This window comes from Aureimonas populi, from assembly GCF_017815515.1.
Taxonomy (GTDB): domain Bacteria; phylum Pseudomonadota; class Alphaproteobacteria; order Rhizobiales; family Rhizobiaceae; genus Aureimonas; species Aureimonas populi.
On record NZ_CP072611.1, the window covers coordinates 1,400,018 to 1,413,886 of the forward strand.

The window sequence follows — 13,869 nt, forward strand, 5'->3', positions numbered from 1 at the left end:
GAACCCACGCGCCCGCTCAGGACGGGCGCAGGTCCGCGCCCACGTTCTTGCAAACGAAGTCGAGCGTATAGGCCTGCGTGTAGTCCAGATCCGCCGCCAGAACGCCGATCTGGACCATGTCCTCGAAGAATTCCTGGAAGCGCCCTTCTGTCATGCAGCCGATGCCGCCCGCCTCCGCGTCCCCGGAATCGACGATCCCCTCGGCCTTCATCTGCTCCAGCGAGAAGGCGAGCTGCCCGTCGGTCATGTCGGGATTGTCGGCCTTGATGAGCTCGTTGGCGGCGCTGTTGTCGCCGTAGAGGTAGTTGTACCAGCCGATCAGCGTCGCATCGACGAAGCGCTGCACGAGGTCGGGGTTCTCCTCCACCAGCGAGCTCTGCGCCTCGATCGTGGATGCATAGGGCCGGTAGCCGGCATCGGCGAGAAGGAACATCTTCGGCGCCCAGCCCGTCTCCTGCTCGATCTTGTAGGGCTCGGAGGTCAGATAGGCCTGCTGGGCCGAGTTCGGGTCGGCCAGGAAGGGGCCGGGGTTGAACTGGTAGGGGCTGAACTGCTCGTCGGAGAAGCCCTCGAAATTGGCCTTCATCCATTCGAAATAAGTGGAGAAGCCCTCGCGGGCCATGAAGATCGTGTCCATCGTGGCGAGGTCGGCGAAGGTCTCGACCGGCGAGTCGGCGTGGGCGAGCAGCCCTTGCGGGTCCTTCTGGAAGATCGCGCCCACCGCCACGAGCGGGATGCCTTGCGACACCGCGTCGAGCACGCCCAGCGTGCCGCCCATGTAGAAATCGATCTGGCCTGCCATCAGGAGCTGGCGGTTCGGCGCCTGCGGGCCGCCGGGGCGGATGGTCACGTCCAGCCCGTATTCCTCGTAAGTGCCGTCGGCAACCGCCTGGTAGTAGCCGCCGTGCTCGGCCTGGGCGAGCCAGTTGGTGCCGAAGGTCACCTCGTCGAGCGCGAGGGCGGGGGAGGCTGCGAGCACGCCGGCAGCGACGGCAAGGAGACGAGCGGACATGCGAAAAGCCCTTTGCGAAGACCGGAGAAAATCGGTTCAGGCATATGGCGGAGGTGAGAAACGACTTGCAAACGCCATCGACATAAGCCTAGACGAATACAGACTATGAAATGAGCGAGATTAATTGCAAGGCATTTTTGCAATGCATCACAATTTGCCGAAACCGGGCACCGGCCACGCTCCGGCCCTCTCGCCCGTCTTCGCGCCGCAGGTCCCCGCGCCGCTGGCGGCCTACAGCCACGCCGTGGCGGTGGAGGCGGGCGCGCGCCTCGTCTTCTGCTCCGGGCAGCTCGCCATAGGGCCGGACGGGGCGGTGCCGCAGGGCTGCGAGGCGCAGGCCGAGCTGTGCTTCGCCCAGATCGGGACGATCCTGTCCGGCGCGGGCCTGTGCCTGCGGGACGTGGTGCGCATCAACGCCTTCGTCACCGCGCGCGAGCACATGGCGCCCTATATGCGGGTCCGCGACCGGCTGTTCCCCGCGCCCTTTCCGGCCTCGACGCTGATGATTGTCTCCGGTTTCACGCGCGAGGAGTTCGTGGTGGAGATCGAAGTGGTGGCCGCCGGGCGCGCCGAGGGGGAAGACGCATGACGAGACGCATCCACTGGGCGGACTTCGCCACCACCGAGTTCGAGGGTCTCGACCCGATGGAGACCATCGCGGTCCTGCCCGTGGCCGCCATCGAGCAGCATGGGCCGCATCTGGGCACCGGCACGGATTTCCTCATCAACAGCGGCATGGTCGCCATGCTCGCCGAGCGGCTTCCCGGCGACATGGACGTGCGCGTCCTTCCCGTTCAGCCGGTGGGCAAGTCGAACGAGCATCTTCATGCGCGCGGCACGCTGACGATCTCGGCCGCGACGCTCGTCGCGCACTGGACCGACCTCGGCCTTTCCGTCGCGCGGGCGGGCATCCGCAAGCTGGTGATCGTCAATTCCCACGGCGGCAACGAGGAGGTCATCGGCATCGTGGCGCGCGAGCTGCGGGTGCGCGCCGGGCTGCTGGTGGTGAAGAGCTCCTGGTCGCGCTTCGGCAAGCCGGAGGGGCTCTTCGGCGAGCGGGAGAACCGCTACGGCATCCACGCGGGCGACGCGGAAACCTCGCTGATGCTTCATTTCCGCCCGCAGGCCGTGCGGATGCAGGAGGCGCGCGACTTCGCCTCCACGGTCGAGGAGGACGAAGCCGCCTTCACCCATCTGCGCGCGACGGGGCCCCATGCCTATGCCTGGGTCGCGAGCGACCTGAACCCGGCCGGCGCGGTGGGAGAGGCGCAGCTTGCGAGCGCGGCCAAGGGCGCGGCCCTTGCGGCCCATCAGGTGGACGGCTTCATCGAGCTCCTGCGCGATGTCCGGCGCAAGGCGGTTCCTGCGGCTGTGCCGGCGCTCTGAGCCTTGCTCAGGCGGCCTCGGCGGGGCGCTCCCGCAGCGAGGTTCGCAGCCAGTCCATGAAGACCTGCATCGCCGGGCTCACGCTTGCGCCCCGAGGCACGGTGAACCAGTAGCAGAGGTCGCTCTCGTAGCTGAAGCCGGGCGGATTGATCAGCCGGCCGGAGCGCAGCTCGTCCGTGATCAGCCCGCGCGGGATGAGCGCCATGCCCTGCCCGGCGAGGGCCGCCCGGATGACCATCGTGTAGTAGCCGAACCGGACCGTGTGCCGGGGCCGCAGGCCCGACTTTCCCAGCGCGCTGGCGAAGTCCGGCCAGTGCAGCGGGGTCTGCGGATGTTCCAGCATGACGGCTCCGGCCAGTTCCTCGATCGCGCCCGGACGGCCGACCTTGTCCCAGTATCCCGCCGTGCCGACCAGCGCGACGTCGCGGCCGAAGAGGTAGAGCGCCCTTTCGCCCGCCGGAGGGGCCACGTCGAAGGTGAAGATGCCGTCGGCGCTTTCCGCCTGGGCGGGGGAGACGAAGGTGGTGAACTGCACGTCGATCTCGGGGAACCGGTCGGAGAAGTCGGCGAAGCGCGGCAGGAGCCACCGGTCGCCGAGGATCGGCGGCACCTGCAGGCGCAGCGCCTTCGGGTCCGGCTTCAGCCGCGCCAGTTGCAGGGCCGCGTCTTCCATAGCCTTGATCGCGGCCCGGGCGTGCCGGACATAGATGCGTCCCGCCTCGGTCGGGATCATGCCCTGCGCGGTGCGGGTGAAGACGGGCTCGCCGATCAGCTCCTCCAGCCCCAGAAGCTGTTTGCTCACGGCGCTTTGCGAGAGGTTCAGGCTCTCGGCGGCCGCCGTCGTGTAGCCCCGCTCGGCCACGGCGAGCAGGATCTGCAATGCTGCCATGGATGGCAATCTCTGGCGTCCGGATGCCACCGGGCCCTCCCTGGAGCCTGTCGTGAACCATGCATGAGCGCTCCGAGGCTCCAAGGCCCGGCACCGCGCCCGCCGCCGCTTCATAGCAGCCTAGTCGCTTTCGTCATACCGCCGACCGGATAATGTCGTTTGTGCAGGAAGGCGTCAGGCTGCATCCTTGTCCAAAACTTGAGCAGGGCGATGGGGCGCGGAATGACCGAGGAGACGAAACTCTGGGGCGGGCGCTTCCGCAGCCTGCCGGACCCGGCCCTGACCGCCTTTTCCCGGTCCGATCCCAGCCATCTGCGCCTGGTGCCCTATGACATCGCCGGCTCCCGGGCCCATGCCCGCGAGCTTCGCCGCGCCGGCATCCTCGACGAGGGGGAGCTGGAGCGTATGCTGGCGGCGCTGGACGCCATCCAGCGGGACGTGGCCTCCGGCGAGGAGGCGCCCCTGCCGGGCGACGAGGACATCCACACCTTCATCGAGCGCCTGCTCATGGCACGGCTGGGCGAGCTGGGCGGCAAGCTGCGGGCGGGCCGCTCGCGCAACGACCAGGCGGCCAATGACCTCAAGCTCTATCTGCGCGCCGAGGCGAGGGCCATCGCGGCGGCGCTTCTGGCGGTGATCGACGCGCTGGCGGTGCAGGCGCAGCGCCATGTCGAGACCGCGATGCCCGGATTCACTCATCTCCAGGCGGCCCAGCCCATCGTGCTCGGGCACCAGCTCCTGGCCCATGCGCAGGCGCTCCAGCGCGACCTGGAGCGCTTCGAGGACTGGGACAGGCGCTCGGCGCGCTCGCCCCTGGGGGCGGCCGCCCTCGCGGGAAGCGCCATAGCGCTCAGCCCGGAGGCGAGCGCCGCAGAGCTCGGCTATGAGGGGCCTTGCGAGAACTCCATCGACGCGGTGGGCAGCCGCGATCACGTCGCCGAATTCCTTTTCGTCACCGCGATGATCGGTGTCGATCTCTCGCGCCTGTGCGAGGAGATCATCTACTGGTGCTCGCAGGCCGTCGCCTGGGCGAAGCTGGACGACAGCTTCGCGACGGGCTCCTCCATCATGCCGCAGAAGAAGAACCCGGATATCGCCGAGCTGACGCGCGGCCGCAGCGCCCGGCTGATCGGCAGCCTGAACGCCATGATGGTGGCGCTGAAGGGCCTGCCCTTCGCCTATAATCGCGACCTGATCGAGGACAAGCGCGCCGCGTTCGAGGCCGTCGACACGCTGCATCTCGTCCTGCCGGCCATGCGCGGCCTCGTGGCGACGCTGCGCTTCGACGAGGCGCGCATGAGGCGCGCCGCCACCGAGGGCTTCACCCTGGCGACGGAAATGGCCGACTGGCTCGCCCGGCGCGGCATTCCCTTCTCGCAGGCCCATGAGATCACCGGCAGGGCCGTGCGCTATTGCGAGGACAGGGGCGTCGGCCTGGAAGGGCTCGACCCGCAGGAATTTTCCGGCATCGACCCGGCGCTGGACGCCTCCGTGGCGGCCTGCCTGACGGTGGAGGCAGCCCTTGCTGCCCGCTCGGCCCCGGGCGGCACGGCGCCCGCCGCCGTGCGCGAGCAACTGCGCCGCCTCCAGGCCACGCTCGAGCGCCGCCGCCTCTGGGCCGGGGCCGCTCCCGAGCCGTTCGAGGAAGGGACCGACAGATGAGCAGGCCTTCCCTCGCGCCCGACCCGGCGGGCGATCCGTTCGCGGCCGGCACGCCGCTGCGCATCGTGCCGCGGCGGCACTACGGCCGCTGGATCGCGACCGCGCTGATCCTGCTGGCACTCGCCGGCATCGTGCGCGCTTTCGCCCTCGGCCAGATCGAATGGAGCATCGTCGCCCAGTTCCTCACCGCGCGCGCGATCCTGAACGGCCTCGTCAACACCATCGTCATGGCCATCGCCGCCATGGCGCTGGGGGTGGGGCTCGGCGTGCTTTTCGCCGTCATGGTCATGTCGCCCAACCCCGTGCTGCGCGCCTCGGCCAACGGCTATATCTGGTTCTTCCGGGGAACGCCGCTGATCCTCCAGCTCCTCCTGTGGTTCAACCTCGCGCTCATCTTTCCCACGCTCGGCATTCCGGGGCTGGTCGAGTTCCGCACGGTGGATGTCATCACGCCCTTCGTGGCGACGCTCCTGGGGCTGGGCATCAACCAGGGCGCCTACACCGCCGAGGTGGTGCGCGCCGGCATCCTCTCCGTCGACGAGGGTCAGACCGAGGCCGCGCAGGCCATCGGCATGGCGCGCCCCACGATCCTGCGCAGGATCGTGCTGCCGCAGGCCATGCGCGTCATCATTCCGCCCGTCGGCAACGAGTTCATCTCCATGGTCAAGCTGACCTCGCTCGCCTCGGTGATCCAGTTTTCCGAAATCCTGCGCAACGCCCAGACGATCTACTTCGCCAACGGCCGCGTCATCGAGCTGCTGATCGTCGCGGCCATCTGGTACATCGCCGTCGTCTCCGTCCTGTCCGTCGGGCAGTTCTTCCTGGAGCGGCGTTTTTCGCGCGGCTACGCGACCGGGAGGCGCTGAACCCCATGTCGAACGCGTCCCCGCCCCTCGTCCGCGCACGCGGCGTCTCCAAGACCTTCGGCGCGCACCGCGCGCTGGACGGCGTCGATCTCGACGTCTCGCGCGGGGAGGTGCTGTGCATCATCGGCCCCTCCGGCTCGGGCAAGTCCACGCTCCTGCGATGCCTGAACCAGATCGAGAAGCCGGAGGCCGGCACGATCCGCATCGACGGCGAGCTCGCCGGCTATCGGCAGAAGGGCGATACGCTGCACGAGCTGGACGACCGTGCCGTGGCCCGGCAGCGGCTCGCCTGCGGCATGGTGTTCCAGCGCTTCAACCTCTTCCACCACATGACGGTCCTGCAGAACGTGATGGAAGGGCCCGTCACCGTGCTGCGGCGGCGCAAGGGCGAGGTGCGGGCACAGGCTCAGAAGCTGCTGGCGCGCGTGGGCCTGTCGGAGAAGGCGGGCGCCTATCCCGCCCAACTGTCCGGCGGCCAGCAGCAGCGCGTGGCCATCGCCCGCGCGCTCGCCATGCAACCCAAGCTCATGCTGTTCGACGAGCCCACCTCGGCGCTCGACCCGGAGCTGGTGGGCGAGGTTCTCGGCGTCATGCGCGACCTGGCGGCCAGCGGCATGACCATGATCGTCGTCACCCACGAGCTGGGATTTGCCCGCGAGGTGGCCGACCGCGTCGTCTTCATGGATGCCGGGCGGATCGTGGAGACGGGCACGCCGGGCGAGGTGCTCGGCCATCCGACGGAGCAGAGAACCCGGGATTTCATCGCGGCCGTACTGTCTTGAGCCGCCGACAGGAGAGGAACTGAAATGAAGCCTTCCACCCTTTGGATCGCCGGCGCTTCGCTGGCCGCGCTCACCGCCTCGGCCCCCGCGCAGGAGCTGCCGCAGCGCATTCTGGATGCCGGCCGCATCGTGGCCGCCACCAACCCGAACTATCCGCCCATCGTCTACAAGGATCCGGCCACGAACGAGATCATGGGCCTCGACATCGAGCTGGGCGAGGCGATCGCCGAGGAGCTCGGCGTGGAGATCGAGTGGCAGGAGACCGAATTCATCCAGATGCTGCCCTCCCTCCAGACCGGGCGCGTCGATATCGCGCTCGCCGGCATGTCCGACCTGCCGTCGCGGCGCGACACCGTCGATTTCGTCGACTACATGAACTCCGGCGCACAGTTCTACACGCTCACGGCGCTGGCGCAGGACATCTCCGAGCCGACCGATCTGTGCGGCAAGCGGGTGGGCGCCTCGCGCAACACCAACTGGCCGAACGACATCGCGGCCTGGAGCGAGGAGAACTGCGTGGCCGCCGGCCTGCCGGCGATCGAGGTGGTGGGCACGGAAGGTTCTGCCGACGCGCGCACCCAGCTCAAGAGCCAGCGCCTCGACGCCGCCACGCAGGGCAACGAGACGCTTCCCTATTTCCAGGAGCTGGAGCCGGACACCTATGTCCTCATCGGCGAGCCCTTCACGCGCACGCTCGCGGGCATCCCGACCCTGAAGTCGGAAGAAGGCGAGCAGATCCGCGACGCGGTGGCCGGGGCGCTGGAAAGGCTGATGGAGAGCGGCCGCTATCAGGAGATCTTCGCGGCCCGTTCGCTGGAGGCGAACGCCCTCGACGCCGTCGAGATCAACGCCGGAAACTAGGCGCCAAGCCGGCCCCCGCCTCTTTGCGGGCGGGGATGCCACAAGCCGTGCGCCGGTCCGCGGGGCGGACCGGTCGCCCCGTCACGCGCGGGCGGGGAGCCTTGCCGTGGATCGGCGCGGTATCAGCCGCGGCGCGGCCGCGATCCGGCGCGAATATGACGCGCTCTCCGCGGCATATCAGGACGGCAAGCACCGGAACGCTATTCCGCTGGCCTAAAGGCCCGCGCTTGGCGGCCGGCGAGGCCTCGCGGGCCCCCGGCGCTCAGTCGGAGCTTTCCAGGCGGTAGCGCGTGCCCGGATAGAGGAGGCGAACGCGGGTGACGATGACGCCCGAGGACCATGTACGCCTGCGCACCAGAAGGCAGGGCTCGCCCCTTGCGATGGCAAGCAGCCTGCATTCCCATGCCTGCGGCAGCACCGCCTCGACGAACTGCTCGCTGCGGGTGATCGGCGCGGCCTGCGTCAGATAGGCGTGCGGCGTGCGGGCGGCGAAGTCCTGTTCCAGATAGCCCGGGGCGATGGCGGGGTTGACGTGGCGGTCCTCGAGCTGGATGGGCAAATCGTCCTCCCGGTGCACGATGAGCGAATGGAAGACCGGCGCGCCGATCCCGATCTCCAGCGCCTCGGCGAGGTCCGGTCCGGCGATCTCGGCCTGGGCGAGGACGCACAGGGCCGAGTGGGCCGAGCCGCGCTCGGCGATCTCCTCGGCGATGTTGCGCACGCCCGCCACCGGGGCGCTGCGCTTGCGCGGCGCGACGAAGGAGCCCTTGCCCCGCACCCGCACGATCGCGCCCTCGGACGCCAGTTCCCGCAGCGCGCGATGGGCGGTCATGCGGCTGACGCCGAGCGCCTCCACCAGCTCGTTCTCGGACGGCAGGCGGTGGTGCACGGGCCACGCGCCGCTGTCGATCCGGCGGCGGATCTCGGCTTTCAGCCGCTCGTAGAGAGGCCCGGCGGCCTCCATTTCGAGAGCGAAGGCAGGCCCGGCCGCGCGATCCCTCGTCATCCGCCCTCCTTCTCCCGCGCCGCCCGGACCCCGGAACGAGGAGGGAGAACGGGCCGCCAGGCAAAACCGGTTGCCAATTCTACCGGATATGCGCCATGTTGCCTATACAACTTTGCATTCTTGCTGGAAGACGCCGTTGCGCCGCACGCTTCTCTGCTCCCGCATTCTCCTGCCCGAGGGATGGGCCTGCGACGTGGCCGTCACGCTGGACGGCGCGGGCCGCATCGAGGCGGTCCGTCGCGGGTTCAACGCCGACGCCGAGGGGGAGCGGATCGCGGGGCCGGTCCTGCCGGCGCTCGCCAACATCCACTCCCATGCCTTCCAGCGGGCGATGGCGGGCCTGGCCGAGACGGCCGGGGCCACCGAGGACAGTTTCTGGACGTGGCGCGACACCATGTACCGCCTCGTCGCCCGCCTGTCGCCCGAGCAGATGGAGTCCATCGCGGCCAAGTTGTATATCGAACTTCTCAAGGGCGGCTTCGGCCGCGTGGTGGAGTTCCACTATCTTCATCACGCCTGGGGCGCGGGGCGCACCGACGATTCCGCCGAGGCCTCCCGCCGTATCATCGAGGCGGCGCGCACCGTCGGCATCGGCCTCACCCATCTGCCGGTCTTCTATGCCCATGCCGGCTTCGGCGGCGCCGAGCCGAGCGAGGGGCAGCGCCCGTTTCTGCACGATGTGGACGGTTTCCTCGCTCTTCTGGACACCCTCGCGCCGGAATGCGAGGCGCAGGGCGCCCGGCTTGGCCTCGCCCTCCACTCGCTGCGAGCCGCGACGCCGGACGAGATGCGGCGCATCCTGGAGGCCGAGCGCACCGGCGGCCCCATCCACATCCACGTCGCCGAGCAGGAGCGCGAGGTGGAGGAATGCCTTGCCTTCACCGGCCGGCGCCCGGTGGACTGGATGCTGGACGAACTGCCGGTGGACGAGCGCTGGTGCGCCATCCACGCCACCCACATGACCGCAGGGGAGACGCTCCGTCTTGCCGGCTCCGGCGCCGTGGCGGGCCTGTGCCCGGCGACGGAAGCGAGCCTGGGCGACGGCATCTTCCCCGCCACCGCCTTTCGCGAGGCGGGCGGGCGCATCGGCATCGGCACAGACAGCCATGTGGCGACGGATGTCGCCGAGGAGTTGCGGCTTCTCGAATACGGCCAGCGCCTGCGCGACCGGCGGCGCAGCCGCTTCGTGGCCGGCCCCGGCCGCTCGGTCGGGCGCACTCTCTTCGACGCCGCGCTCCAGGGCGGCGCCCGCGCGGCCGGCGCCGGGGCCTCCGGCATCGCCCCCGGCGCGCCCGCCGATCTCGTCGTGCTGGACGGCAATGATCCCTATCTGGCGGCGGCCGAGGGAGACGCCATCCTCGACCGCTGGATCTTCGCGCTCGGCCGCCCGGCCGTGCGCGACGTCATGATTGGCGGCCGCTGGCTCGTGCGCGAGGGGCGCCACGAGAAGGACGAGGAGATCGACGCCGCCTTCGCCCGAACGCTTCTTCAATTGCGCTGACCGGGGCCGGGGCGATGCACCTTCTGAAGGCCGCCGACCACAGGCGCATGCCCTGGAAGAACGGCGGCGGGGAAACGATCGAGATCGCCGTCCACCCGCCCGGCGCCGGCCTCTCCGGCTTCGCCTGGCGCGTCTCGATGGCGAGCGTTGCCGCGGACGGGCCCTTCTCCGTGTTCGAGGGGATCGACCGGACCCTGGCGCTCCTGTCGGGGGAGGGGATGGAGCTGGAGATCGAGGGCATGGGCTCCCGGTTCCTCACGGCGGCGTCCGAGCCCCTGCGCTTTCCCGCCGACGCGCCGACCACGGCACGCCTCACGGGCGGGCCGATCACCGACCTGAACGTCATGACCCGGCGCGGCGCGGCAAGCCATGGCCTCCGGCGGATCGCCATCGAGGCCGAATATCTGCTGGTCGCGCAGGCGCGCTGGACGCTGGCCTTGCCCGCGGGCGCCCTTACCGCCGAGCGGGAGGAGGGACCGCCCCTCGGCCTGAGGCGGGGCGACGCGCTGATGCTGGTTCGCGGCGACCCGCCCGTGCGCCTGCGCGCGCAGGCGCCGACGGTGCTTTACCTCGTGACACTCGAATCCGGCCCGGAAAAGCCGGCCGCGTAAGCGCATCCGGCGCGCGGGCCGGGGTCAGGCTTGCCACCATGCTTGCGCGCTCATGGCGACCGGCCCCCCCTCCCGCGCCGTCCAGAGCCGGATGCCCTCGCCGTCTTCAACGGCGTTCAGCGTGAAATCCGCATCGTCGAACAGGGGCGAAAGGCTGCGGAAGGAGAAGCGCGAGGGCGTGCGCCCGCCGATCGCGGCGGCGTGATGGAGCAGCATCGTCGCCTGCATCGGCCCGTGGACGACGAGGCCGGGATAGCCCTCCACTCCGGTGGCATAGGGATGATCGTAGTGGATGCGGTGGCCGTTGAAGGTCAGCGCCGAATAGCGGAACAGGAGGAGGGGCGTGGGCGCCACGTGCTTGCGAACCTCGCCCGCCGGGGCCGGCTCGGGCACGGCGGAGGGCGCGCCGCCGGCATCGCGGTAGACGATGTCCTGCCGCTCCGTCACGACCAGCTCCCCTTCCACCGAAATCCGATGCTCCACGGTGACGAAGCACAGGAGCCCGGTGCGTCCTTCCTTCACCGCCACCTCGCCGATGCGCGAGCGGCGCAGGACGCGCTCCCCCACGCGGATGTCGCGATGGAAGGTGAAGGCGCCGCCCGCCCACATGCGGCGCGGCAGAGGAACCGGCGGCAGGAAGCCGCCGCGCGCCGGGTGCCCGTCGGGCCCGGTGGCGCAGGTGGGGACGACGGGCGGGGCAAGGCACAGGTGGATGAGCGCGGGCGCGGGGCTGCCCGGCCCGGCGGACGCGGGCTCCAGGTCGAGCGTCGCGGCGAAGCGCCGGACGAGCTCGGCGCCCACCACGTCCGTCGCCTCCTCCTCGCGCCCGATCCAGGAGCGCAGATGCGCGATGTCGATCTGATCGGTCACTGGGCGGCCTCCCGCCCTTCCTCCAGCGCGCCATGCGCGCCCACCGCCGGAACCGGTCCGTAGCGGCGCGCCGGCCCCGAGACCACGGGCGCGGGCGCGGGGTAGGAGACCGGCCCGTTCGGCGTCTCCACCCGGATGCGCCGCAGATGCGGGTGGCGCGAGAGCGCCGCCATGTCGTTGACGGAGGCGAAGGCGGTGTCGGCGCGCGTCAGGGCGTCGCTCGCCTGGGCGCCGGTCATGGCGGCGAAGGCCAGCGAGACGATGGCGTCCGTTTCCGCGCGGTTCCTCACCCGCGCGACGTTGGAGGAGAAGCGCGGATCGGCAGGCAGGCCCGGCTGCCCGAGGAAATGGTCGCAGAACGTCTTCCACTCCCGCTCGCTCTGGATCGAGATGAGGAACAGGGCGCCGTCGCCCGCCCGGAACGCGCCGTAGGGCGCGATGGAAGGGTGGGCGAGGCCGACGCGCTGCGGGCTCCGGCCGCCTTCCTCGTGCAGCAGCGGCACGGTCAGCCAGTCGGCCATCACGTCGAACATGGAGACGTGGATGTCGGCCCCCTCGCCCGTCGCTGCGCGGGCGATGAGGGCTTCGAGGACGGCGGCGTGGGCCGTCGCGCCCGTGGCGATGTCCACCACCGAAACGCCCACGCGCGCCGGCTCGTTCGGGCCGCCGGTGATCGAGGCAAGGCCGGATTCGGCCTGGATCAGGAGGTCGTAGGCCTTGCGCGAGGCGAGCGGGCCGCTCTCCCCGTAGCCGGAGATCGCAAGGTTGACGAGGCGCGGATGCTGCTCGCGAAGCGCCTTGGTGCCGAAGCCGAGCCGGGCGAGGGCGCCGGGCTTGAGGTTCTGCACCAGAACGTCCGCGCCGGCGATGAGCTTGCCGAGCTCCTGTCGCCCTTCCTCGCTCGCCAGGTCGAGAACGAGCGATTCCTTGCCCCGGTTCAGCCAGACGAAATAGCTGCTCTGGCCGTTGGCCACATCGTCGTAGCCCCGGGCGAAGTCGCCGCCCGGCCGCTCGATCTTGATGACGCGCGCGCCGGCATCGGCAAGGCGCGCGGTGCAGAAGGGAGCGGCGACCGCCTGCTCGACCGCGACGACGGTGAGCCCCTCGAGGGGCAGGCGCGTGCCCATCAGTAGGACCTCGGCATGCCGAGCACATGCTCGGCGATGTAGGAGAGGATGAGGTTGGTGGAGATCGGGGCCACCTGGTAGAGGCGCGTCTCGCGGAACTTGCGCTCCACGTCGTACTCCTCCGCGAAGGCGAAGCCGCCATGGGTCTGCACGCAGGCTTCCGCCGCCGCCCATGAGGCCTCGGCCGCCAGCATCTTGGCCATGTTCGCTTCCGCTCCGCACGCCATGCCGGCCTCGAAGAGCCGCGCCGCCTCGCGCACCATCAGCTCCGCCGCGCGCATCTGGGCGTAGGCCTTGGCGATGGGGAACTGCACCCCCTGGTTCTGGCCGATGGGGCGGCCGAAGACCACGCGCTCCCTGGCGTAGGCGCTCGCCTTCTCGACGAACCATTTGGCGTCGCCCACGCATTCGGCGCCGATCAGGATGCGCTCGGCGTTCATGCCCGACAGGACGTAGCGGAAGCCCTTGCCCTCCTCGCCGACGAGGTTCTCGGCCGGAATCTCCACATTGTCGAAGAAGACCTCCGTCGTCGCGTGGTTCATCATGGCGCGGATGGGCCGGATCGAAAGCCCGTTCTCCTTCGCCTGCCGCATGTCGAGGATGAAGACCGAGAGCCCGTCCGTGCGCTTCTGCACCTGGTCCTTGGGCGTCGTGCGGGCCAGAAGCAGCATCAGGTCGGAATGCTCGGCACGCGAGGTCCAGACCTTCTGCCCGTTGACGACGTAGCGATCGCCCCGCTTCTCGGCGAAGGTCTTGATGGAGGTCGTGTCCGTGCCGCTGGTGGGCTCGGTCACGCCGAAGGCCTGGAGGCGCAGCTCGCCGCTCGCGATCGCCGGCAGGTACTGGCGCTTCTGCGCGTCCGAGCCGTGCCGCAGCAGCGCGCCCATGATGTACATCTGCGCGTGGCACGCCCCGCCGTTGCAGCCCGCGCGCTGCACTTCCTCCAGTATGGCGGCGGCGGCCGAAAGTGGCAGGCCCGAGCCGCCGTAGTCTTCCGGGATGAGCGCCGCGAGCCAGCCCCCTTGCGTGAGCGCGTCCACGAACTCTTCCGGATAGGCCGCCTCGCGGTCGAGCTTGCGCCAGTACTCGCCCGGAAATCCGGCGCAGAGCTTGGCGATCTCCTCGCGGATGTCCTGATGGTCGGCGGTCGGGGTCAGGCTGTCCATGATACGGCGGGTCCTTGGGGGAATGTGCGGCCATCATCTTCGCGGCGCGAGCCCGGGGCAAAGACGGATTTGGCCTAAGCGCCATAGCCGGGAGCTATGGCACGCCGATAACATTCCATGATGGCGGGCA

General features: G+C 70.0%; 14 protein-coding genes. 8 read left to right on the plus strand and 6 right to left on the minus strand.

Features of this window, described 5'->3' with window-relative positions; all coding sequences use genetic code 11:
- Positions 1-16: 16 nt before the first annotated feature.
- Positions 17-1,012 carry an ABC transporter substrate-binding protein gene (locus J7654_RS06495; protein WP_209739184.1) on the minus strand — a complete coding sequence of 332 codons (996 nt, stop codon included), beginning with the start codon at positions 1,010-1,012 and terminating at the stop codon, positions 17-19.
- A gap of 142 nt (positions 1,013-1,154) precedes the next feature.
- Between J7654_RS06495 and J7654_RS06500 the strand changes: the two genes are divergently transcribed.
- Positions 1,155-1,601, plus strand: a complete 447-nt coding sequence (locus J7654_RS06500) for a RidA family protein (protein WP_209739186.1) — start codon at positions 1,155-1,157, stop codon at positions 1,599-1,601.
- Positions 1,598-2,398: a creatininase family protein gene (locus J7654_RS06505; protein WP_209739189.1), complete on the plus strand. Its 801-nt coding sequence runs from the start codon at positions 1,598-1,600 to the stop codon at positions 2,396-2,398. Before J7654_RS06500 ends, J7654_RS06505 begins: the two co-directional genes overlap by 4 nt.
- A gap of 7 nt (positions 2,399-2,405) precedes the next feature.
- Here the strand turns inward: J7654_RS06505 and J7654_RS06510 are convergent, their stop codons facing one another.
- Entirely contained in the window at positions 2,406-3,317 is a 912-nt protein-coding gene (locus J7654_RS06510; RefSeq protein ID WP_209739191.1) for a LysR family transcriptional regulator, read from the minus strand.
- 192 nt (positions 3,318-3,509) lie between these two features.
- Between J7654_RS06510 and argH the strand changes: the two genes are divergently transcribed.
- Genes argH through J7654_RS06530 form a run of 4 tightly spaced genes read left to right on the plus strand, consistent with a single transcriptional unit; the run spans position 3,510 to position 7,458 of the window.
- Positions 3,510-4,949 carry an argininosuccinate lyase gene (argH, locus tag J7654_RS06515; protein ID WP_209739193.1) on the plus strand — a complete coding sequence of 480 codons (1,440 nt, stop codon included), beginning with the start codon at positions 3,510-3,512 and terminating at the stop codon, positions 4,947-4,949.
- Positions 4,946-5,815, plus strand: a complete 870-nt coding sequence (locus J7654_RS06520; RefSeq protein WP_209739194.1) for an amino acid ABC transporter permease — start codon at positions 4,946-4,948, stop codon at positions 5,813-5,815. The genes argH and J7654_RS06520 overlap by 4 nt, the downstream gene beginning before the upstream one ends.
- 5 nt (positions 5,816-5,820) lie before the next feature.
- Complete coding sequence (locus J7654_RS06525; RefSeq protein WP_209739196.1) at positions 5,821-6,597, plus strand: amino acid ABC transporter ATP-binding protein; 777 nt, start codon at positions 5,821-5,823, stop codon at positions 6,595-6,597.
- Between the two features lie 24 nt (positions 6,598-6,621).
- Complete coding sequence (locus J7654_RS06530; RefSeq protein WP_209739198.1) at positions 6,622-7,458, plus strand: ABC transporter substrate-binding protein; 837 nt, start codon at positions 6,622-6,624, stop codon at positions 7,456-7,458.
- Between the two features lie 262 nt (positions 7,459-7,720).
- Here J7654_RS06530 and hutC read toward each other — a convergent pair whose 3' ends face one another.
- Positions 7,721-8,464: a histidine utilization transcriptional repressor HutC gene (hutC, locus tag J7654_RS06535; RefSeq protein ID WP_209739199.1), complete on the minus strand. Its 744-nt coding sequence runs from the start codon at positions 8,462-8,464 to the stop codon at positions 7,721-7,723.
- A 136-nt stretch (positions 8,465-8,600) separates the two neighbouring features.
- Here hutC and hutF point away from each other — a divergent pair, with 136 nt between their 5' ends.
- Together hutF and J7654_RS06545 are read left to right on the plus strand one after the other, a co-directional pair.
- The gene (gene hutF, locus J7654_RS06540; protein ID WP_245195690.1) at positions 8,601-9,965 is read left to right on the plus strand and encodes a formimidoylglutamate deiminase; all 1,365 of its coding nucleotides are present in this window, start codon (positions 8,601-8,603) and stop codon (positions 9,963-9,965) included.
- Between the two features lie 14 nt (positions 9,966-9,979).
- Positions 9,980-10,576, plus strand: a complete 597-nt coding sequence (locus tag J7654_RS06545) for a HutD/Ves family protein (protein ID WP_209739201.1) — start codon at positions 9,980-9,982, stop codon at positions 10,574-10,576.
- Positions 10,577-10,600: 24 nt separating this feature from the next.
- Here J7654_RS06545 and J7654_RS06550 read toward each other — a convergent pair whose 3' ends face one another.
- From J7654_RS06550 to J7654_RS06560, 3 genes are read right to left on the minus strand one after another with little or no spacing between them, the layout of a single operon-like run.
- A complete protein-coding gene (locus J7654_RS06550) occupies positions 10,601-11,446 on the minus strand; it encodes an HTD2 family dehydratase (RefSeq protein ID WP_209739202.1) in 846 nt (281 codons plus the stop codon).
- Positions 11,443-12,573, minus strand: coding sequence for a CaiB/BaiF CoA transferase family protein (locus tag J7654_RS06555; RefSeq protein ID WP_209739204.1), 1,131 nt, complete (start codon positions 12,571-12,573; stop codon positions 11,443-11,445). The genes J7654_RS06550 and J7654_RS06555 overlap by 4 nt, the downstream gene beginning before the upstream one ends.
- The gene (locus J7654_RS06560) at positions 12,573-13,739 is read right to left on the minus strand and encodes an acyl-CoA dehydrogenase family protein (RefSeq protein ID WP_209739206.1); all 1,167 of its coding nucleotides are present in this window, start codon (positions 13,737-13,739) and stop codon (positions 12,573-12,575) included. The genes J7654_RS06555 and J7654_RS06560 overlap by 1 nt, the downstream gene beginning before the upstream one ends.
- Between the last annotated feature and the right edge of the window lie 130 nt (positions 13,740-13,869).

Bases quoted from the DNA above. Each gene is read 5' to 3' on its own strand.
- J7654_RS06495 (WP_209739184.1), bottom strand. From the start codon at position 1,012: ATGTCCGCTCGTCTCCTTGCCGTCGCTGCCGGCGTGCTCGCAGCCTCC.
- J7654_RS06500 (WP_209739186.1), top strand. From the start codon at position 1,155: ATGCATCACAATTTGCCGAAACCGGGCACCGGCCACGCTCCGGCCCTC.
- J7654_RS06505 (WP_209739189.1), top strand. From the start codon at position 1,598: ATGACGAGACGCATCCACTGGGCGGACTTCGCCACCACCGAGTTCGAG.
- argH (WP_209739193.1), top strand. From the start codon at position 3,510: ATGACCGAGGAGACGAAACTCTGGGGCGGGCGCTTCCGCAGCCTGCCG.
- J7654_RS06520 (WP_209739194.1), top strand. From the start codon at position 4,946: ATGAGCAGGCCTTCCCTCGCGCCCGACCCGGCGGGCGATCCGTTCGCG.
- J7654_RS06525 (WP_209739196.1), top strand. From the start codon at position 5,821: ATGTCGAACGCGTCCCCGCCCCTCGTCCGCGCACGCGGCGTCTCCAAG.
- J7654_RS06530 (WP_209739198.1), top strand. From the start codon at position 6,622: ATGAAGCCTTCCACCCTTTGGATCGCCGGCGCTTCGCTGGCCGCGCTC.
- hutC (WP_209739199.1), bottom strand. From the start codon at position 8,464: ATGACGAGGGATCGCGCGGCCGGGCCTGCCTTCGCTCTCGAAATGGAG.
- J7654_RS06545 (WP_209739201.1), top strand. From the start codon at position 9,980: ATGCACCTTCTGAAGGCCGCCGACCACAGGCGCATGCCCTGGAAGAAC.
- J7654_RS06555 (WP_209739204.1), bottom strand. From the start codon at position 12,573: ATGGGCACGCGCCTGCCCCTCGAGGGGCTCACCGTCGTCGCGGTCGAG.
- J7654_RS06560 (WP_209739206.1), bottom strand. From the start codon at position 13,739: ATGGACAGCCTGACCCCGACCGCCGACCATCAGGACATCCGCGAGGAG.